The organism is Desulfocurvus thunnarius, assembly GCF_055390965.1.
Map to the genome: position 1 here is coordinate 76,290 of NZ_AP042411.1, position 15,152 is coordinate 91,441.

The 15,152-nt window shown below is 66.9% G+C and carries 12 protein-coding genes; 2 read left to right on the forward strand and 10 right to left on the reverse strand.

The window, feature by feature from the left end:
* Positions 1-10: 10 nt before the first annotated feature.
* The gene (locus ACZ5KV_RS00330) at positions 11-655 is read right to left on the reverse strand and encodes a protein-L-isoaspartate(D-aspartate) O-methyltransferase (protein ID WP_464240352.1); all 645 of its coding nucleotides are present in this window, start codon (positions 653-655) and stop codon (positions 11-13) included.
* Between the two features lie 173 nt (positions 656-828).
* Here ACZ5KV_RS00330 and ACZ5KV_RS00335 point away from each other — a divergent pair, with 173 nt between their 5' ends.
* Positions 829-1,269: a CBS domain-containing protein gene (locus tag ACZ5KV_RS00335; protein WP_464240353.1), complete on the forward strand. Its 441-nt coding sequence runs from the start codon at positions 829-831 to the stop codon at positions 1,267-1,269.
* Positions 1,270-1,387: 118 nt separating this feature from the next.
* Here ACZ5KV_RS00335 and ACZ5KV_RS00340 read toward each other — a convergent pair whose 3' ends face one another.
* The 5 genes from ACZ5KV_RS00340 to ACZ5KV_RS00360 all read right to left on the reverse strand — a co-directional run bounded on the left by ACZ5KV_RS00340 (position 1,388) and on the right by ACZ5KV_RS00360 (position 5,896).
* Complete coding sequence (locus ACZ5KV_RS00340; RefSeq protein ID WP_464240354.1) at positions 1,388-1,972, reverse strand: hypothetical protein; 585 nt, start codon at positions 1,970-1,972, stop codon at positions 1,388-1,390.
* Between the two features lie 305 nt (positions 1,973-2,277).
* On the reverse strand, positions 2,278-2,550 hold the full coding sequence (locus ACZ5KV_RS00345; protein ID WP_464240355.1) for a HypC/HybG/HupF family hydrogenase formation chaperone: 273 nt from the start codon (positions 2,548-2,550) through the stop codon (positions 2,278-2,280).
* A gap of 17 nt (positions 2,551-2,567) precedes the next feature.
* Positions 2,568-3,074, reverse strand: coding sequence for a HyaD/HybD family hydrogenase maturation endopeptidase (locus tag ACZ5KV_RS00350; protein ID WP_464240356.1), 507 nt, complete (start codon positions 3,072-3,074; stop codon positions 2,568-2,570).
* Positions 3,075-3,155: 81 nt separating this feature from the next.
* Positions 3,156-4,874 carry a nickel-dependent hydrogenase large subunit gene (locus ACZ5KV_RS00355; RefSeq protein ID WP_464240357.1) on the reverse strand — a complete coding sequence of 573 codons (1,719 nt, stop codon included), beginning with the start codon at positions 4,872-4,874 and terminating at the stop codon, positions 3,156-3,158.
* Positions 4,875-4,942: 68 nt separating this feature from the next.
* Entirely contained in the window at positions 4,943-5,896 is a 954-nt protein-coding gene (locus tag ACZ5KV_RS00360) for a hydrogenase small subunit (protein WP_464240358.1), read from the reverse strand.
* A 456-nt stretch (positions 5,897-6,352) separates the two neighbouring features.
* On the opposite strand from ACZ5KV_RS00360, the gene ACZ5KV_RS00365 reads away from it, so the two are divergent.
* Positions 6,353-7,657, forward strand: coding sequence for a M23 family metallopeptidase (locus ACZ5KV_RS00365; protein WP_464240359.1), 1,305 nt, complete (start codon positions 6,353-6,355; stop codon positions 7,655-7,657).
* Positions 7,658-7,738: 81 nt separating this feature from the next.
* Here ACZ5KV_RS00365 and ACZ5KV_RS00370 read toward each other — a convergent pair whose 3' ends face one another.
* The 4 genes from ACZ5KV_RS00370 to ACZ5KV_RS00385 form a co-directional block, all read right to left on the reverse strand.
* Entirely contained in the window at positions 7,739-9,922 is a 2,184-nt protein-coding gene (locus ACZ5KV_RS00370; protein ID WP_464240360.1) for a bacteriohemerythrin, read from the reverse strand.
* A 262-nt stretch (positions 9,923-10,184) separates the two neighbouring features.
* Positions 10,185-10,679 carry a GNAT family N-acetyltransferase gene (locus tag ACZ5KV_RS00375; RefSeq protein ID WP_464240361.1) on the reverse strand — a complete coding sequence of 165 codons (495 nt, stop codon included), beginning with the start codon at positions 10,677-10,679 and terminating at the stop codon, positions 10,185-10,187.
* Between the two features lie 18 nt (positions 10,680-10,697).
* Positions 10,698-11,360, reverse strand: a complete 663-nt coding sequence (gene ung / locus ACZ5KV_RS00380; protein ID WP_464240362.1) for a uracil-DNA glycosylase — start codon at positions 11,358-11,360, stop codon at positions 10,698-10,700.
* Positions 11,361-11,438: 78 nt separating this feature from the next.
* Positions 11,439-15,068, reverse strand: a complete 3,630-nt coding sequence (locus ACZ5KV_RS00385; protein ID WP_464240363.1) for a PEP/pyruvate-binding domain-containing protein — start codon at positions 15,066-15,068, stop codon at positions 11,439-11,441.
* Positions 15,069-15,152 lie beyond the last annotated feature (84 nt).

Here is a 15,152-nt window from a genome sequence, read left to right on the forward strand (position 1 = left end):
AGGGCACAGGTTACCAGCCGTGGCGGCCGACCAGATCGACGAAGACCACTCCGCCCTTGTTTTCGCGCAGGAACCGGCCGTCCTGGCGGCGGACCATGACGAGCTGCTGCTCGCGGCGCGAGCCGCCCACGGGGATGAGCAGGATGCCCGGGTCGGCCAGTTGCGCCAAAAGCGGCTGGGGCACGTCGGGCCCGCCCGCCGTGACCAGGATGCGGTCGAAGGGGCCGGCCTCGGGCCAGCCCAGGGTGCCGTCGTCGAGCTTGCAGTGCACCGAGGAGTACTTCAGGTGCTCCAGGCGCCGACGGGCCGTCTCGTACAACTCGGGGATGCGCTCCACCGTCCAGACCCGCGCCCCGGCCTCGGCCAGCACGGCGGCCTGATACCCGGAGCCGGTGCCGATCTCCAGTACGCTCATGCCGGGGGCCAGCTCGAGGTAGCAGGTCATGAGGGCCACGATGTAGGGCTGGGAGATGGTCTGCCCGAAGCCGATGGGCACGGGGTGGTCGGCGTAGGCCTGGCCGTGCAGCGCCTCGTCCACGAACAGGTGGCGCGGCACCCGGCGCATGGCCGCCAGCACGCGCGGGTCGCGCACGCCCCTGGCCTCGATCTGCTCCCGGACCATGCGTTCCCGGCTGCGGCGCATGTCGATTCGCATCAGCTCTCCCCTTTCCGGCGGAATCCATACGCCGCGCCCCGGCGCCACGCAAGGCGTTTCCCACCAGATTTCGGGACGCAAGTCAACTTCACGACCCGGCGCGCGCGGGCGCCCGCCCTTGACAGGCCGCGGACGATGCGGGATTATGAGAAGTAACACAAGGAGTTTTGCCCATGCTCACCGTGGCCGACCTGATGACCGGAGAGGTGTTCACCCTGCGCGAGACGGACACGCTCAAGACGGCGCGGTCCATGATGTCCCTGGCGCGCATTCGGCACATTCCCATCGTGGGCGAAAACATGGAGTTCCTGGGGCTTTTGACCCACCGAGACATATTGAGCGCCACCATTTCGCAGTTCGCCGAGGTGGACCGCAGCACCCGCGACGAGATCGACGCGGGCATCCCCGTGCTGGAGGTCATGCGCCACGACGTGACCGTGGTGCCGCCGTGGATGAAGCTGCGCGACGCCGCGAACATCCTGCTGAACCACAAGTACGGCTGTTTGCCCGTGGTGGACGACGGCGTGCTGCGGGGCATCATCACCGAGGCCGATTTCCTCAAGCTGACCATCCGGCTCATGGAGGCGCTGGAGGGCGACCTGGCCGATCTCTAGCCCGGGCCCGCCGGGCCCGGCCTGCCGCACGGCAAACGGAACGGGGCCGCCCGCGCGGGCGGCCCCGTTCTATGGTTACGGCGCCCCGGAAGGCGCCGGGAGGTCGCCATGGGCGATCTCAGGCCACGGTATCGGCCTCCACGGGGTCCCCTCCTCCGGCGTACAGCGCGCGGACCTCGTCCAGATCGATAAGCCGGGGCGGCACGAGGGTGAAGCCCGAGGTCTCGCACCAGTCGTGGCGGTCGGCGAACTCGCCGCCGTAGCGGATTTCGTCCAGGATGTAATAGTCCTGCTCGCCCATGATGCGGTCCCACTTGTGGACCATGAACTCGAACTTGTCGGGGTCGAATCCGGTCACGTTGTCCCAGGTCCACTGGAACTTGCAGATTTCGTTGTCGTAGCCCAGCACGCAGAGATAGCGGACCTTGCTGTCCAGATACATGCGCCTGCGCAGGCGCAGCGGATCGGCGACGATGCGCGCCGTGTCGAAGGCCACGGGGCGACCGTCCAATTCCACGCGCACGTTGCACTCGTCGTCGATCTTCATGCCCCAGGTGGCCGTGTTGCCCTTGCGCCACCAGCGCAGGGGCTTTTCGCGGTACACGTCCGTGCCCAGGCGGCGGACCATCTCGGCGGTCTTTTCGGAAACCGGATGCAGGGCCAGGTCGCAGGACCGTCCGTGGACGGTGACGCTCAGGACCATGGGATTCCTCCTTGATTGCGATTGCCGCGGGAATGCCGTTCTTCTGCCGGAGCCTGCCGCAGGCGTTGCATCGGTCGTGCCCGCGGTGCCCCTCTGCCCGATATTGCCCGAAATTTCGGCTCAGGAAGGCTTGCGCAACGGGCCCGCCGTCGCCAGGGTCGCCCGGCGGCGGGAATCGTGCCGCGCATTGCGCGTTTCTGCACCGGGCCGCGCGACGGCCGCGCGAGGGCGGCGCCCAAAACGCAAAACGCCCCGGCCGGGGATGCGGCCGGGGCGCCTTGTGCGCAAAAGCCCTTTGCGGGCGGCTATTCCGAGAGGTCGAAGGCCGTGTTGCCCACGGGCGTGACCCCCGCGAGATCGGACATTTCGCGCAAAAGGTCCAGGGTCTTGCGGGCCTCGTCCTCCTCCACCACGTTGATGGCGAACCCGGCGTGGACCAGGACGTACTGGCCGATGACGGGTTTTTCGGGCAGCAGCATGCAGGCGCACTTGATGAACGTCTCGCTGTCGCCCACCTGGACGCGGGCGATATCCTCGTCGATGTACTCCACGACCTTGCACGGCGTGGCCAGGCACATAGGCGCTCCCTCCTGGTCTAGTTGTCGCTTCGGGGGGCGAATTCGCCCCCGGCGGCCCGGATTTCCTCCAGGGCCAGTTCCATGAGCCGGGGAATCTTGTCCTCGATTTCCGGGCTCAGGGCCACCAGCGGGTCGGACTGGTAGTCCTTGGGCTCGATGCCGATGATCACGGCGCTGGGCCGCCGCCCGGAAATCAATTCACAGCAGCACATGGTCTCCAGAAGGTCCATGTCGTGCACGGAGTTCTTGAAGGCCACGGACAGGCGCAGGTCGTCGCCTTCCAGGCGGTAGATGGTGCCCGGGGGCTGGTCGTTGACCACGGCGTCGATGACGACCACGTGGTCGGCCTGGGTGATGGGGTCCATGAGGATCATGCCCCGCACGCCGCCGTCCATGAGCCGCACGTTGCCGGAAAACCGGAATTCGCGCTCCAGGCGCTCCACCACCCGCACGCCGATGCCTTCGTCGCGCAAAAGGATGTTGCCCACGCCGAGCACGAGAATGTTCTTCGTCTGGTCCGCCACGCGGCCTCCTCGCAAAGAAAAGGGACCCGACCCCTGGGGGCCGGGTCCCTTTGTATAACCTGTGTTCGCGTCCTGTCTACCCTAGCAGACCTTGAACTTGTAGGTTTCGTTGGTCTTGGGGTCGATGATGTGCACGCCGCAGGCGATGCAGGGGTCGTAGGAGTGGATGGTGCGCAGCACTTCCACCGGACGCTTGGGATCGAACACCGGGGTGCCGATAAGGGCCTCCTCCACCGGGGAGAGGACGCCGTCGTCCGAGCGCGGGCCGAGGTTCCAGGTGGACGGAACGACCAACTGGAAGTTCTTGATCTTGCCGCCCTCGATCTCGATCCAGTGCGACAGGGTGCCGCGCGGGGCGTTCACGAAGCCGACGCCGAAGGCGGACTCGGGCATCTTGAAGGGCGCCACGATGTCGGTCTTGCCGGCGGCCACGTTGGCTTCCAGCTTCTCGATCCAGGAGACCATCTCGTCGCCGATGACCTTGGTCTCGATGCAGCGGGCGGCGGTGCGGCCCAGGGTCGAGAACAGGGCCTCGGCGCCGACGCCGAGGTGCTTGAGCACCAGGTCCACCACCGGCTTGACGCGCGGATGGCCCTTGCCGTAGGCGACCAGCACCTGGGCCAGGGGGCCGACCTCGGTGGCCTTGCCGTCGTAGCGGGGCGACTTCATCCAGCTGTACTTGCCGGTGTTGCCGGTCTCCATCTCGTTCAGCGAGGTGTACATGGGCTCGGTGACGCCCTGCCAGGGATGCTTGGGCGCGCCGTCCTTGTACCAGCTATGGGCCACATGCTCTTCGATCTTCTTCAGGTCGAAGTCGTGGACCACGGACAGGTCGTTGTTGAAGATCACGCCGGAGGGCAGGTAGCGCGAGCCGAGGTCCGACTCGTCCATGGGGAACTCGCCGCAGGAGTTGAAGTGCGTGGTGTGGCCGATGCCGCCCCAATCCAGGTAGTACGGCGCAACGGCCAGCACGTCCGGGATGTAGGTGTTGTTCACGAACTCCATGGTCTGCTTGAACAGGGCCTTGAACTGGGCGATGTTCTCGGGCTTGAGGGCGTCGTAGCAGGTGATGCCGCCCTCGTAGAGGCTCTGGGTGTGGGGGTTCTTGCCGCCGATGATGGCCATCATGCGCGCGGGCAGGATCTGGAGCTTCAGGGCCTCCAGATAGTGATGCGTGGCGATGAGGTTCAGCTCGGCGGGCAGCTTGTAGGCCGCGTGGGGCTCCAGGAAGTAGGCGTTGGCGAAGATGCCGAGCTGGCCCTGCTCAACGAACTTCTTGATGCGCTCCTGGGTGGCGCTCAGCTCCTCGACGGTGTGCTGACGATGGCCCAGGCCGGCGGTGTTGGTGATCTCGGCAGCCTTCTTGGGATCGGCGGACAGCGCGCTGACCACGTCCACCCAGTCCAGGGCGTGCAGGTGATAGAAGTGCACGATGTGGTCGTGCAGGAACTGCGCGCCCAGCAGCAGGTTGCGCAGGATGAGGCCCGTCTCGGGGATGCTCTTCTGGACGCCCACGGCGTTGTCCACGCAGCGGGTGGAGGCCAGGGCGTGGGTGTGCGTGCACACGCCGCAGGCGCGCTGGGTGAAGTGCTTGGCGTCGCGGGGGTCGCGGCCCTGAAGGATGATTTCCAGGCCGCGGAACAACTGCGAGCTGGACCAGGCGTTCTTCACGCGACCGTTCTCGACCTCGACCTCGATGCGCAGGTGGCCTTCGAGGCGGTTCACCGGGTCGATGACGACCTTGCCGTTATAATTGCCGACGGGGGTCACCGGCATTTTGCTCGTTTTACAACCAGCCATGATTTCCTCCTAAATGGTTGCTCTTGTCTCTTGCTTGTTGTTCAGCGATAAAATGAAGCCGTCCGGCCTTACAGCGGCTCGTAGAACGGGCTCATCTCATCCCAGAAGTCAGGCTCGGAGCAACCGATGCAGGGGTGGCCCGCCTGGATCGGGAAGCTGACCTGGTTGAAGAGCACCTTGGGGCAGTTGTTGTAGGTGTCCGGGCCCTTGCAGCCCAGGTCGTAGAGGCAGTAGCCCTTCCTGGCCTCCTCGGAATCGAAGGAGGGGGCGAACTCGCCGGCGTCGAAGTGCGGCAGGCGCGGGCAGTTGTCGTGCACGGTCTCGCCGTAGAACAGGACCGGACGGCCCAGGTCGTCGAGCTCGGGCATGCCCTTGGTCAGGAAGTAGACCACGGTGCCGATGAAGCTGATGGGGTTGGGCGGGCAGCCGGGAACCTGGACCATGGTGGCGCCGCCGAGAGCCTCGGAGCAGCCCTTGGCCGCGGTGGGGTTCGGGGCGGCCTTCTGCACGCCGCCGTAGGCCGCGCAGGTGCCGATGCAGATGGTGGCGGCAGCCTTGGGGTACACTTCTTCCAGGATGGAGAGCATGGTCTTGCCGCCGACCTTGCCGTAGATGCCGCCCTCGGCGGTGGGCACGCCGCCTTCCAGGACCAGGACGAACTTGCCTTCGTGCTTGTGGATGGTGTCGTGCAGGGCCTCTTCGATGGCCTCGCCGGCGCACTGCATCAGGGTCTCGTGGTAGTCCAGGGAGATCACGTCGAACAGCACCGTGGCCATGTCGGGCTCGGTGGTGCGCAGGACGGACTCGGTGCAACCGGTGCACTCGGCAAAGTGCAGCCAGACGACCGGGGGACGGTTGCCGGAAGTCAGGGCCTCGGCGACCTTGGCGGGGGTGAACGTCGCATCCGCGGCCATGGCGGCGGACACAGCGGCGCAGAACTTCATGAAGTCACGGCGGGAGACACCTTTCTCTTCCAGAGACTTCATCACATCATTCTTACCGCTTCCAATGGAACATTTCATAAGACACCTCCATAGTTACCAAACAATCGGTGGGCACGTGCCCGCCAATATGGCAAACCTTTCATCCAACCTGGTTGAGGGTTTATGAATCGTCATGCGTTGGCCGCAATTTGCAGGGATTTTCACCACAATTCAAAGAGGGCGTCAACCGAAAAGCAGAATTTTCCGCCAGGATTTGAGCATATTCCCGGTGGTTTACATGTTTGATGCATTGTTATGCCGAAAGGTAACACTGCCTATTGTGAACGTATTACCAAGAGCACTGCATTGAAAAAATCTTCCCACTCTTTGACTGACAATGATTCTCTTTATCTGCCTGCGGCGCCATTTCCTACCTGGACGGATCCTGCGCCGCCCTTGGCAGGCGTCGGCGAAACGGGTAGTCTGCCTTCCCGGAAAGGCCCCGCCCATCCTTCGGCGCGGCAGCAACCAACAAGCCCGAGGACTTGAGACATCATGAAAAAAACGTTTTCCCTGCTCCTTGTCGTCGCCCTGGCCGTGCTGGCCGGCGGCGCCGCCCTGCTGCATTTTTCCGACGGCCAGCCCCCGGCCCTGACCCTCTCCCCGGCTTCGGGCCCCGTGGGCATGAGCACCGAGTTCACCCTCCAGGCCGCCGACCCCTCGGGCCTGCGCACGGTCATCGTCTCCCTGCGTTCGCCCTCCGGGTCCGTGGTGCTGGCCTCCCAGGAGTTCGACAAGACCCCCGCCGCCCGCATCCCCTTCACCCTGGGCGAGGCCAAGGCGCCCGACGGGCCGATCGAAATCGTGGTTTCGGCGGTGGACAGTTCCTTCCGCAGCCTGGGCAAGGGCAACGCGGGCGAGACCGTCTTCCCCCTGACCCTGGACACCAAGAAACCCCACGTTGCCGTGCTCTCCGGGCAGCACAACCTGAACCGCGGCGGCGCGGGCTGCATCTCCTACACCGTGAACGAGGACGTGTCGCGCAGCGGCGTGCGCGTGGGGCCGCATTTCTTCCCCGGCTACAAGCTGCCCGGCGGCAACTACGCCTGCCTGTTCGCTTTTCCGTATGACATGACCCCCGCCGAGTTCGCCCCGCGCCTGGAAGCCGCCGACCTCGCGGGCAACGTCCGCGAGCAGTCCTTCCCCTTCCACGTCAACGACCGCGCCTTCCGCGAGGACACGCTGAACATCCCCGACAGCTTCCTGGAAGCCAAGATGCCCCAGTACGAGGCCGATTACCCCGGCCTGACCTCGCCCCTGGAAATCTACCTCAAGGTCAACACCGAGATGCGCGTGCGCGACAACGCGGCCATCCTGGAACTGGGGCAGCACAGCGCCGCGGAGCCCCTGTGGCGCGGCGATTTCGTGCGCCTGCCCAACTCCGCGCCCCGGGCCGGGTTCGCCGATGCCCGGACCTACCTCTACAAGGGCGAAGTGGTGGACCACCAGACCCACCTGGGCGTGGATCTGGCCTCCCTCCAGGCCGCCCAGGTGCCCGCCGCCAACGCGGGCGTGGTCGTGCGCACGGGCTTTCACGGCATCTTCGGCGAGAACGTCATGATCGACCACGGCCTGGGGCTCATGACCATCTATTCCCACCTCTCGCAGATCGACGTGGAGACGGGCGACACCGTGGCCCGGGGCCAGATCATCGGCCGCACCGGCGCCACGGGCCTGGCCGGCGGCGACCACCTGCACTACGGCGTCTACGTTTCCGGCGTGCCCGTGAACCCCATCGAATGGTGGGATCCGGCCTGGATCCGGAACAACGTCATCGACCGCGTGGGCCTGGGCCAGTAGCCGCCCGGCGCACAGGCGAAAAGAATCCCCGGAGCCGCAAGGGCCCCGGGGATTCTTCGTTTCATCCCTCCGCGCGGGGCGTCAGGAGATGCCCGCCCGGGCGAAGGCCTGGGAATAGCGCTTGTCCACCTTCTGGATATGGTTGACCAGCCAGTCCTTGAGGAAGGCCAGGACCTCCATGCCCACCCCCCGGCCTCCGGAGCGCCAGCGCGCTTCCAGGGCCTTGGCCTCCTCGGCCAGCCTGCGGTGCTGGGCCACGTGGGCGTCCAGTTCGTCGTAGCCGATGCCCTTGAGCAGGCGCTCCTCGGTGGTGAAGTGCAATTGCACGTATTTCTTGAGCCCCTCGAAAAGCTCGTTGATCACGGCGTCGGCGGACCCGCCGCGCACGGCGGCGTAGAGCTGGTTGATCATCCTCACCAGATGCTTGTGCTGCTCGTCGATGTTGGCCACACCCACGGAAAGGGCCGGGGTCCAGGTCACGAACTCCCCTTCCCGAGCCACGGCGGCCATGCGCTCCTGTTCGTCGTAGACCACGGTCAGCCGGTTTTCCGACAACTGCGCGACCAGGGCCTCCAGTTCGTTGGTGGCGCCCAGCAGCGCGCCCAGGATGCCCATGCCGTCGGTGGTGCCCGTCACGGACTGGGTCGCGATCTCGGTGATGCGGTCCATGCTGCCGGTCATGCGCTCCCCGGCCTGGGCCTGCTCTCCGGCCAGGGCCACGAAAGGGCGCACCAGGGTCGAGGTCCGGGCCACGATGGTCACGATCTCGTGCAGGGCCCTGCCCGCGCCGTCGGTGAGGCCCGTGCTGCGCTCCACGGCCTGCACGGCCTGATTGATGTCGGTCAGGGTGTCGCGCGTGCCGTCCTGGATGGCCTGCACGGCCTCGCCCACATCGGTGGTCGCATGCACGGTCTTTTCGGCCAGCTTGCGCACCTCGTCGGCGACCACGGCGAAGCCGCGCCCGGCGTCGCCCGCGCGGGCGGCCTCGATGGCGGCGTTCAGGGCCAGGAGGTTCGTCTGGTCCGCGATGTCGCTGATGAGCGTCAGAATCTGGGCGATGCCGTCGGCCCGCTGATTCAGGGCGTCGATGCCCAGCTTCATACGGTCCGTGCCGTCCTGCACGGCGCGGATGGCCTCCACGACCTTCTGCACGGTGGCTGCGCCGCGTTCGGCGGTTTCCTTGGCGCTGTCGGCGGCGTCGGCGGCCTGGGTCGAGCTGCCGGCAATCTCGCGGCTGGCCTCGTCCATGCTTTGCAGGCTCCGGGCGGCTTCGGCCGTGAGTTCCTGTTGCAGGGCCGCGCCCTTGCTGACCTCGTCGATCTTGGCATTCAGACGCCGGGTGGCCACGCCGATGCGCTCGGTCAGCTCCTTGATGGCCAGGGCCGCGTCGTACATGCCCTGGCGCTTGGCCTGCTCGGCCTCGCGTAGGGCGTCGTTGGCGCGTCGGGTGGCCGCCTCGGCCTCGGCCAGGCTGCTCGCGGCGACGTGCTCCTTGCCGCGCAGTTCCTCCATGGTCTGCGACAGGGAGCCGACCATCTGCACCAGCCCGTCGCGCAACTGGGCCAGCTCGCCCGCGTAGTGCCCTTCCCGGCAGGCGTCGGCCCTGCCCTCGCCCCCGCCCAGGCAGGCGACGAATTCCGTCAATCGCCGCAGGGGCAGGGTCACGTGGCGACGCACGAAGAACGCCGCGGCCAGCAGGACGGCGAAGGCCAGCCCGCAGCCCGCCGTCTGCATCCACAGCAGGCGGCGCACCTTGGCCTCGGATTCCTTCTGGAACATGACGACGGCCGCGTTCATGGCCGCGAGCACGCCCTCGCTGCCCTCGACGATGCGTGCCGGATCGGCGGTCGCGTCCAGGTGGGACAGCAGGTCGCGGAAAGGATGCCACAGACGTTCGACCTCGGTCAGCTTGGCGGCGACCTCGGGCGAAGCCGGGGGCAAGTCCGCCGCCGGGCCCCGGGGGTCGCCTGTCAGGGGCGCCGCGCCGCCCAGGCGCAGCGATTCCAAGGTCTTGTTGAATACCGCCACGGTGGACGCCAGCTTGCGGGCAATTTCGTCGGTGTCCCGGCCCGCGGCCTGACGATCCAGCAGGAACAGCGCCTCCTTGGCCGCCTTCTGGCTGAGCATCCGCTGGCGCCCCGCAAGGTTGATAACAAGGCCGTCGGCCTCCTGCCCCGCAGAGGACATCCACGACGCCCCCGCCAGAACCAGAGTCACGCAGAACAACGCCAGGACAACAAGAGTCAACCGCGACGCAATGCTCACCTTCGCCCTCCGTTACGGGTATTGCAACGCACTGAAATACTTGAGATGGTATATCATAAAACAAACACGTGATTTTTTCCACCCCCACATGAAATTTCTCGATGGCGCCAGGGCGGCGCACACCGCTTCGGCGAAGGTCGCTCCGGACGCGAGCGGCAAATACCGCGCCCAACGAATGAAGGGCCCCGGACGACACAGCGCCCCGGGCCTTCCGGCTCCGGGGCGCTGTGCGTCTCGCTTCGTGCGGGCGGGTGCGCCGCGCTCAGTCGAGGTTCAGGCGCATTTCGCGCCAGGCGGCACCGCCGTGGGTGGAGGCCGAGGGGCCGCCGTCGGCGAAGCCCAGCCCTTGGTAGAAATCCTTCAAGTGATCCTTGCACAACAAGAGCACCCTCCCCCGGCCCTGGGCCCGGGCCGAGGCCACCAGCCTGGCCATGAGCGCCGAGGCCACCCCCTGCCCGCGCCAGGGCGGAGCCGTGGCCAGGGAGAAGACCACCAGATTGCGCCCGGCGGGGTCGTGGCCCGTCAACCCCTTGAAGGCCTCGTCGGTGATGTCGTCCTTGCCGGTGGCGCCGCAGTTGACGTGGCCGATCACCAGGCCCGCCGCCTCGGCCACCAGGAAGGCTTCGGGAAAGCGCGCGATGCGCACGGCGATGTTCTCCCGCGAGGCGGCCTCGGCGGGTGGAAAGCAGCAGGATTCCAGGCGGTGGCAGGAGTCCAGGTCCTCGTGGCGGACGGAACGGATGGTGAAGGCGGACACGCGCAATGCTCCTTATGACTATGACGGGGTAATCCAGCGCACGGGCGCCTGCCCGCGCGCGGCGAGCCACTCGTTGGCCCGGATGAAATGGCCGCAGCCCAGAAAGCCGCGATGGGCCGACAGCGGCGACGGGTGGGCCGCCTCCAGGACCAGATGCCGTCCGGGGTCGACCAGGGCGGCCTTGGCCCGGGCCTGGGCGCCCCACAGCAGAAAGACCAGCCCTTCGCGGCCTGCGGCCAGAGCCCGGACCACGGCGTCGGTCAGCTCCTGCCAGCCCAGCCCGGCGTGGGACCCGGCCCGCCCGGCGGCCACGGTGAGCACCGTGTTGAGCAGCAGCACGCCCTGCCCGGCCCAGGGCGTCAGGTCCGGGCTCATGTCCGCCGGGGCTCCGAGTTCCTTGAAGATATTGCGCAGCGAACGCGGCGCGGGCACGCCGTGCGGCACGGAGAAGGCCAGCCCGTGGGCCTGGCCGGGGCCGTGGTACGGGTCCTGCCCCAGGACGACCACGCGCACGGCGTCGAACGGGGTCAGCTCCAGGGCGCGCAGTTCCTGGCCCCGGGGCGGGAAGACCTCGGCCCGGGCGCGCAGGCCGTCCGCGCGCTCCAGCAGGCGTTCGGCCAGCCCCGCACCCAGTTCGGGCACGTGGCGGCGCCAGTGGCGCAGGGGATCGCGGCGGGGCATGGCGGCTCCTGTCCGGAAAAACGAGCCCCCCGGGGCGTGACCACAGGGGGCTCGGGTGTTTTCGTCGGTTCCGGCGGGCTAGCTTATCTTGCCGCGCTGGATTTCCAGGGCCCTGGCCTGCTCCTCGAAGTCCTTGAAGCCCGACTGGTGCAGCGCGTCGCTCACGGTGGCCTCCCAGTCCCAGTCGGCGTAGATCACCGGCTTGTGGAAGAGCGAGCGGAAACGCTCCAGCTCCTGGCGGTAGAACTCCTCCTTGTCGGCGTCGAGGTTGTCGCGCAGTTGCTCGGCAAAGCGCGCCAGCTCTCCCTCGTACCACTCCATGAAGTCGGCGGAGGTCTTGTATTTTTTGAGAATGTGTCCGTACTTCTGCTCTTCGATGAGCTTGACCAACCGGTTCAGGTGCTGCTCGCGAATCCAGGCGCCCAGGCGCGAGGCCGGGATGTTCAGAGCCTCCACGGCGGCCATGTCCAGCTTGGTCTGGTGGTAGGTGTCGGGCACCACCGAAGCCGAGACGATGCCCGCTATGGCCACCAGCCCGCGGATGATCAGGCTGTTGGACACGCCCTGGCCGCAGAAGCCGACCTTCTTGCCGTACTTCTGGCCGGTGAAGATGGTCACCAGGATGGCCCAGACGACCGCCGGGTCCTCCTCGTCGTAGATGTGCTGGAGCCGGGCGTTGTCGCGGTCCGTGGCCAGCACCATCTGGGTCATGTCGTTGGAGCCGATGGAGAAGCCGTCGAACTCCTGGAGGAACTGCTTGGCCAGGATGGCGTTGGCCGGAATCTCGCTCATCAGGATGATCTTCAGCCCGTCCTTGCCGCTTTTGAGCTTGTGGACCTGCTCCAGGTAGCGCTTCATGCTGCGGGCTTCTTCCAGGGTGCGCACGAAGGGCAGCATCATCTGGAGGTTTTTGCCGCCGAACACGCCGCGCGCCAGCTTGAAGGCCTCGATCTCCCAGTCGTGGAGATTGCGCGACACGCCCCGGTAGCCGATCATGGGGTTGTCTTCATAGGCCTCGAAGAGGTTGCCGCCGAGCAGGTTGCGGTACTCGTTGGATTTGTAGTCGGTGGTGCGGTAGATGATGTCGCGGCCGTGGAAGGCCATGGCGAACAGGGCCAGGCTCTGGGCCAGGGTCTGGACGTAGTGCTCCTTGCCGTTGCGGAAGCCGCGCGAGCGGATCAGCTCGCGAATCTTCCCGGGCAGGGTGCGCACATCCTCGATCTCCTTTTCCAGGCCCACCTGACGGGCGACCTCGGCCCGCAGGCGGCCGATGCGCTCCAGCACGTCCTGGACCATGGGCTCGTCCTGGATGCGCGCGCAGTGGGCCTGCACGGCCTCCAGGGCGTCCTGGCGGTGCTTTTCCACCTCGGGGTCATGGCCCGGGGCCTCCAGTATCTCGGTGTAGCCCATGATGACGGCCACGTGGGCTTCCAGATCCTCGGAGGTCTTGAGCACGTCCAGGCGCTGGGTGGCCAGTTCCAGGTGCGTGTCGAGCTTCTTGTCCAGCTCGCGCAGGCGGCGGTGGATGGCCAGCACCTCGTCGGTGCCGCCCCGGGAGCCCTCGCGCTCGGTGAGCCCGGCGATCTCGCGGCCCAGGCCGCTGACCACGCCCACGTACTCGCGCAGCTTGAGGTCCAGAGTATGCACGCCGGTGGCCAACTGGTCGCGCAGAATCTTGGTCAGTTCCGCGTCGAGCTGGCGCAGCTTGCGGTTGACCAGCACTTCCAGCCTGCGGTTGTCGAAGGCCTCCAGGGCCAGAGGATGCACGGCGATGTTGCCGAGCATGAACTCGGCGCGCAGCAGGCCGACCTCGAAGTCCGGCACCTGGCGCAGGCGCGACAGGAACAGGGCCTGGCCCACGTCGGCCAGGATCAGCCCGACCTTGGTCCGCGTGACGGGCAGGGCGGCGGTGTCGATCTCGCCGCCGACCTCCATGAGCGGCAGGCAGCCGCGGTAGACCTTGCCGCGCGAACCGTCCACGGTGACTTCCTGGCCGTCCAGGCTGCGCAGGATCTCGGCGCGCTGGATGCCGATGACCGCCGGGATGCCCAGCTCGCGCGAGGTGATGGCCGCGTGGGACGTGTCGCCGCCCACGTCGGCCAGGATGGCCGAGGCGATGCGCATGCCGGGCACCATGTCCGGGTCGGTGCGTTCGGCGGCCAGCACGTCGCCCTTGTTGATCTTGTTCAGTTCCAGGGCCGAGCGCAGGAAGCGCACCGTGCCCTGCCCCGCCCCGCGCGAGGCGCCGTTGCCCTCGATGACCACCTCGGCCCGGACCAGGGCCTTGGGGTCCACCTCCAGGCGGCGCATGAAGATGGTGTTGGGGTGCAGCTCGAACTCCTCGTTCCAGCGCGTCTCGGGCCGGGCCTGGACGAACCAGAGCCGGTCGGAGCTGTCGATGCAGAACTCGGTGTCCATGATCATGCCGCCGTAGGCCCTGGAAATGCCGCGCACGCCCCGGGCGACCTCCTCGGCCTGGGCCAGGGACAGCGCCCACTGGTAGGCCTCCAGGTCGCCGACCTTGACGACCTTGGTGCCGCCCTCGGGGTCGTAGACGATCTTCTTGTCCTTGAAGCCCATGAAGCGGATGACGACCTCGGCGCCGTCCTCGCGCTCGAAGACGTAGAACTTGTCGGGGGTGACCATGCCGCCGACCACGGCCTCGCCCAGGCCGTAGCTGGCGTCGATGGAAACCAGCTCTTTCTTGTCCGTGCCGCGGCAGCCGGTGGCTGTGTCGGCGGAGAACGCCGTGCCCGAAATCACCGGGTTGATCATGCGCATGATGCACACGGACAGCGAGGTGTTCTCGATGGCCCATTCCTTCTTGGCCTGGGCGGCGTACTCGTCGTCGCCGGTGCGTTCGGCGCGGGCGATGGCGTCGAGAATGGCCTCGCGGCGGTAGGTCATGGAGCGCAGGTTGTAAGCCGAGGCGCAATCCCAATGGTAGGCCTCGACGCACATGTTCTCGCCCACGATGTTCAGGTAGGTGTCCTGAAGCCCGGCAAAGGCCTTTTTGCGGCTGTCTTCGCCCGCGGCGGAGGAGCGCACGGCCACGGGCACGTCTTCCAGCCCGGCCTCCTTGCAAATGCCCTGGTAGGCGAAGCGCACGGCCTGCTCCACCTCGGGCGGCAGAATCACGGAGAGAATGGCCGATTGCACGAGCACCGAGCGCTTGCGGAGCTGGTCGATGCCCTCGGGGGAGGTGGCGAAGCCGTCAACGACGTTGTTGACGAAGGTGCGCAGACGCACCAGCGGCCCGCTGGAAGATCCCTCGCGGACCACCCGCGCGATGTTGCGCACGAATTTTTGCAGGAAGTCCGCGTCTTTGTTCACCTCTTCGTCGCTCCAGTCCACGCGGTTGTATTCCGCATCGACAGTGGCGCGCACCAGGGCGGCGTTGACCTTGGTCTCGTCCAGCAGTTTGTGGAAGGCAATGGAGGAAATGGCCCGGAACTGCGGAGCGCGGATGCCGGACACCTGGCTGATGATGGCGGTGTTGTAGTTCTTGCCGCCCACCAGGATCTCGGATTCCTCGCCGATGGCCGTAATCTCGGCCCCGGTCAGCACGATCTGCTTGCGCAGGGCGGCAACGTCGTGGGTCGCGGCCTGGAGTCCGGATTGTACCCCGGCGGTCGCGGCCTGGGTTTCAGTCTGGTTCCCGGCGGCTTCGGTGCCCTTGCCCTGCTCGGCTTTTTTGGCTTTGGCCATGCTCTCCTCCTTACGGCATGGTACGGGAATGCTCCACTTGGGCCGCCCCCATCCCCGGAGTCCGGCCCTTTGCGCTTGGGATGG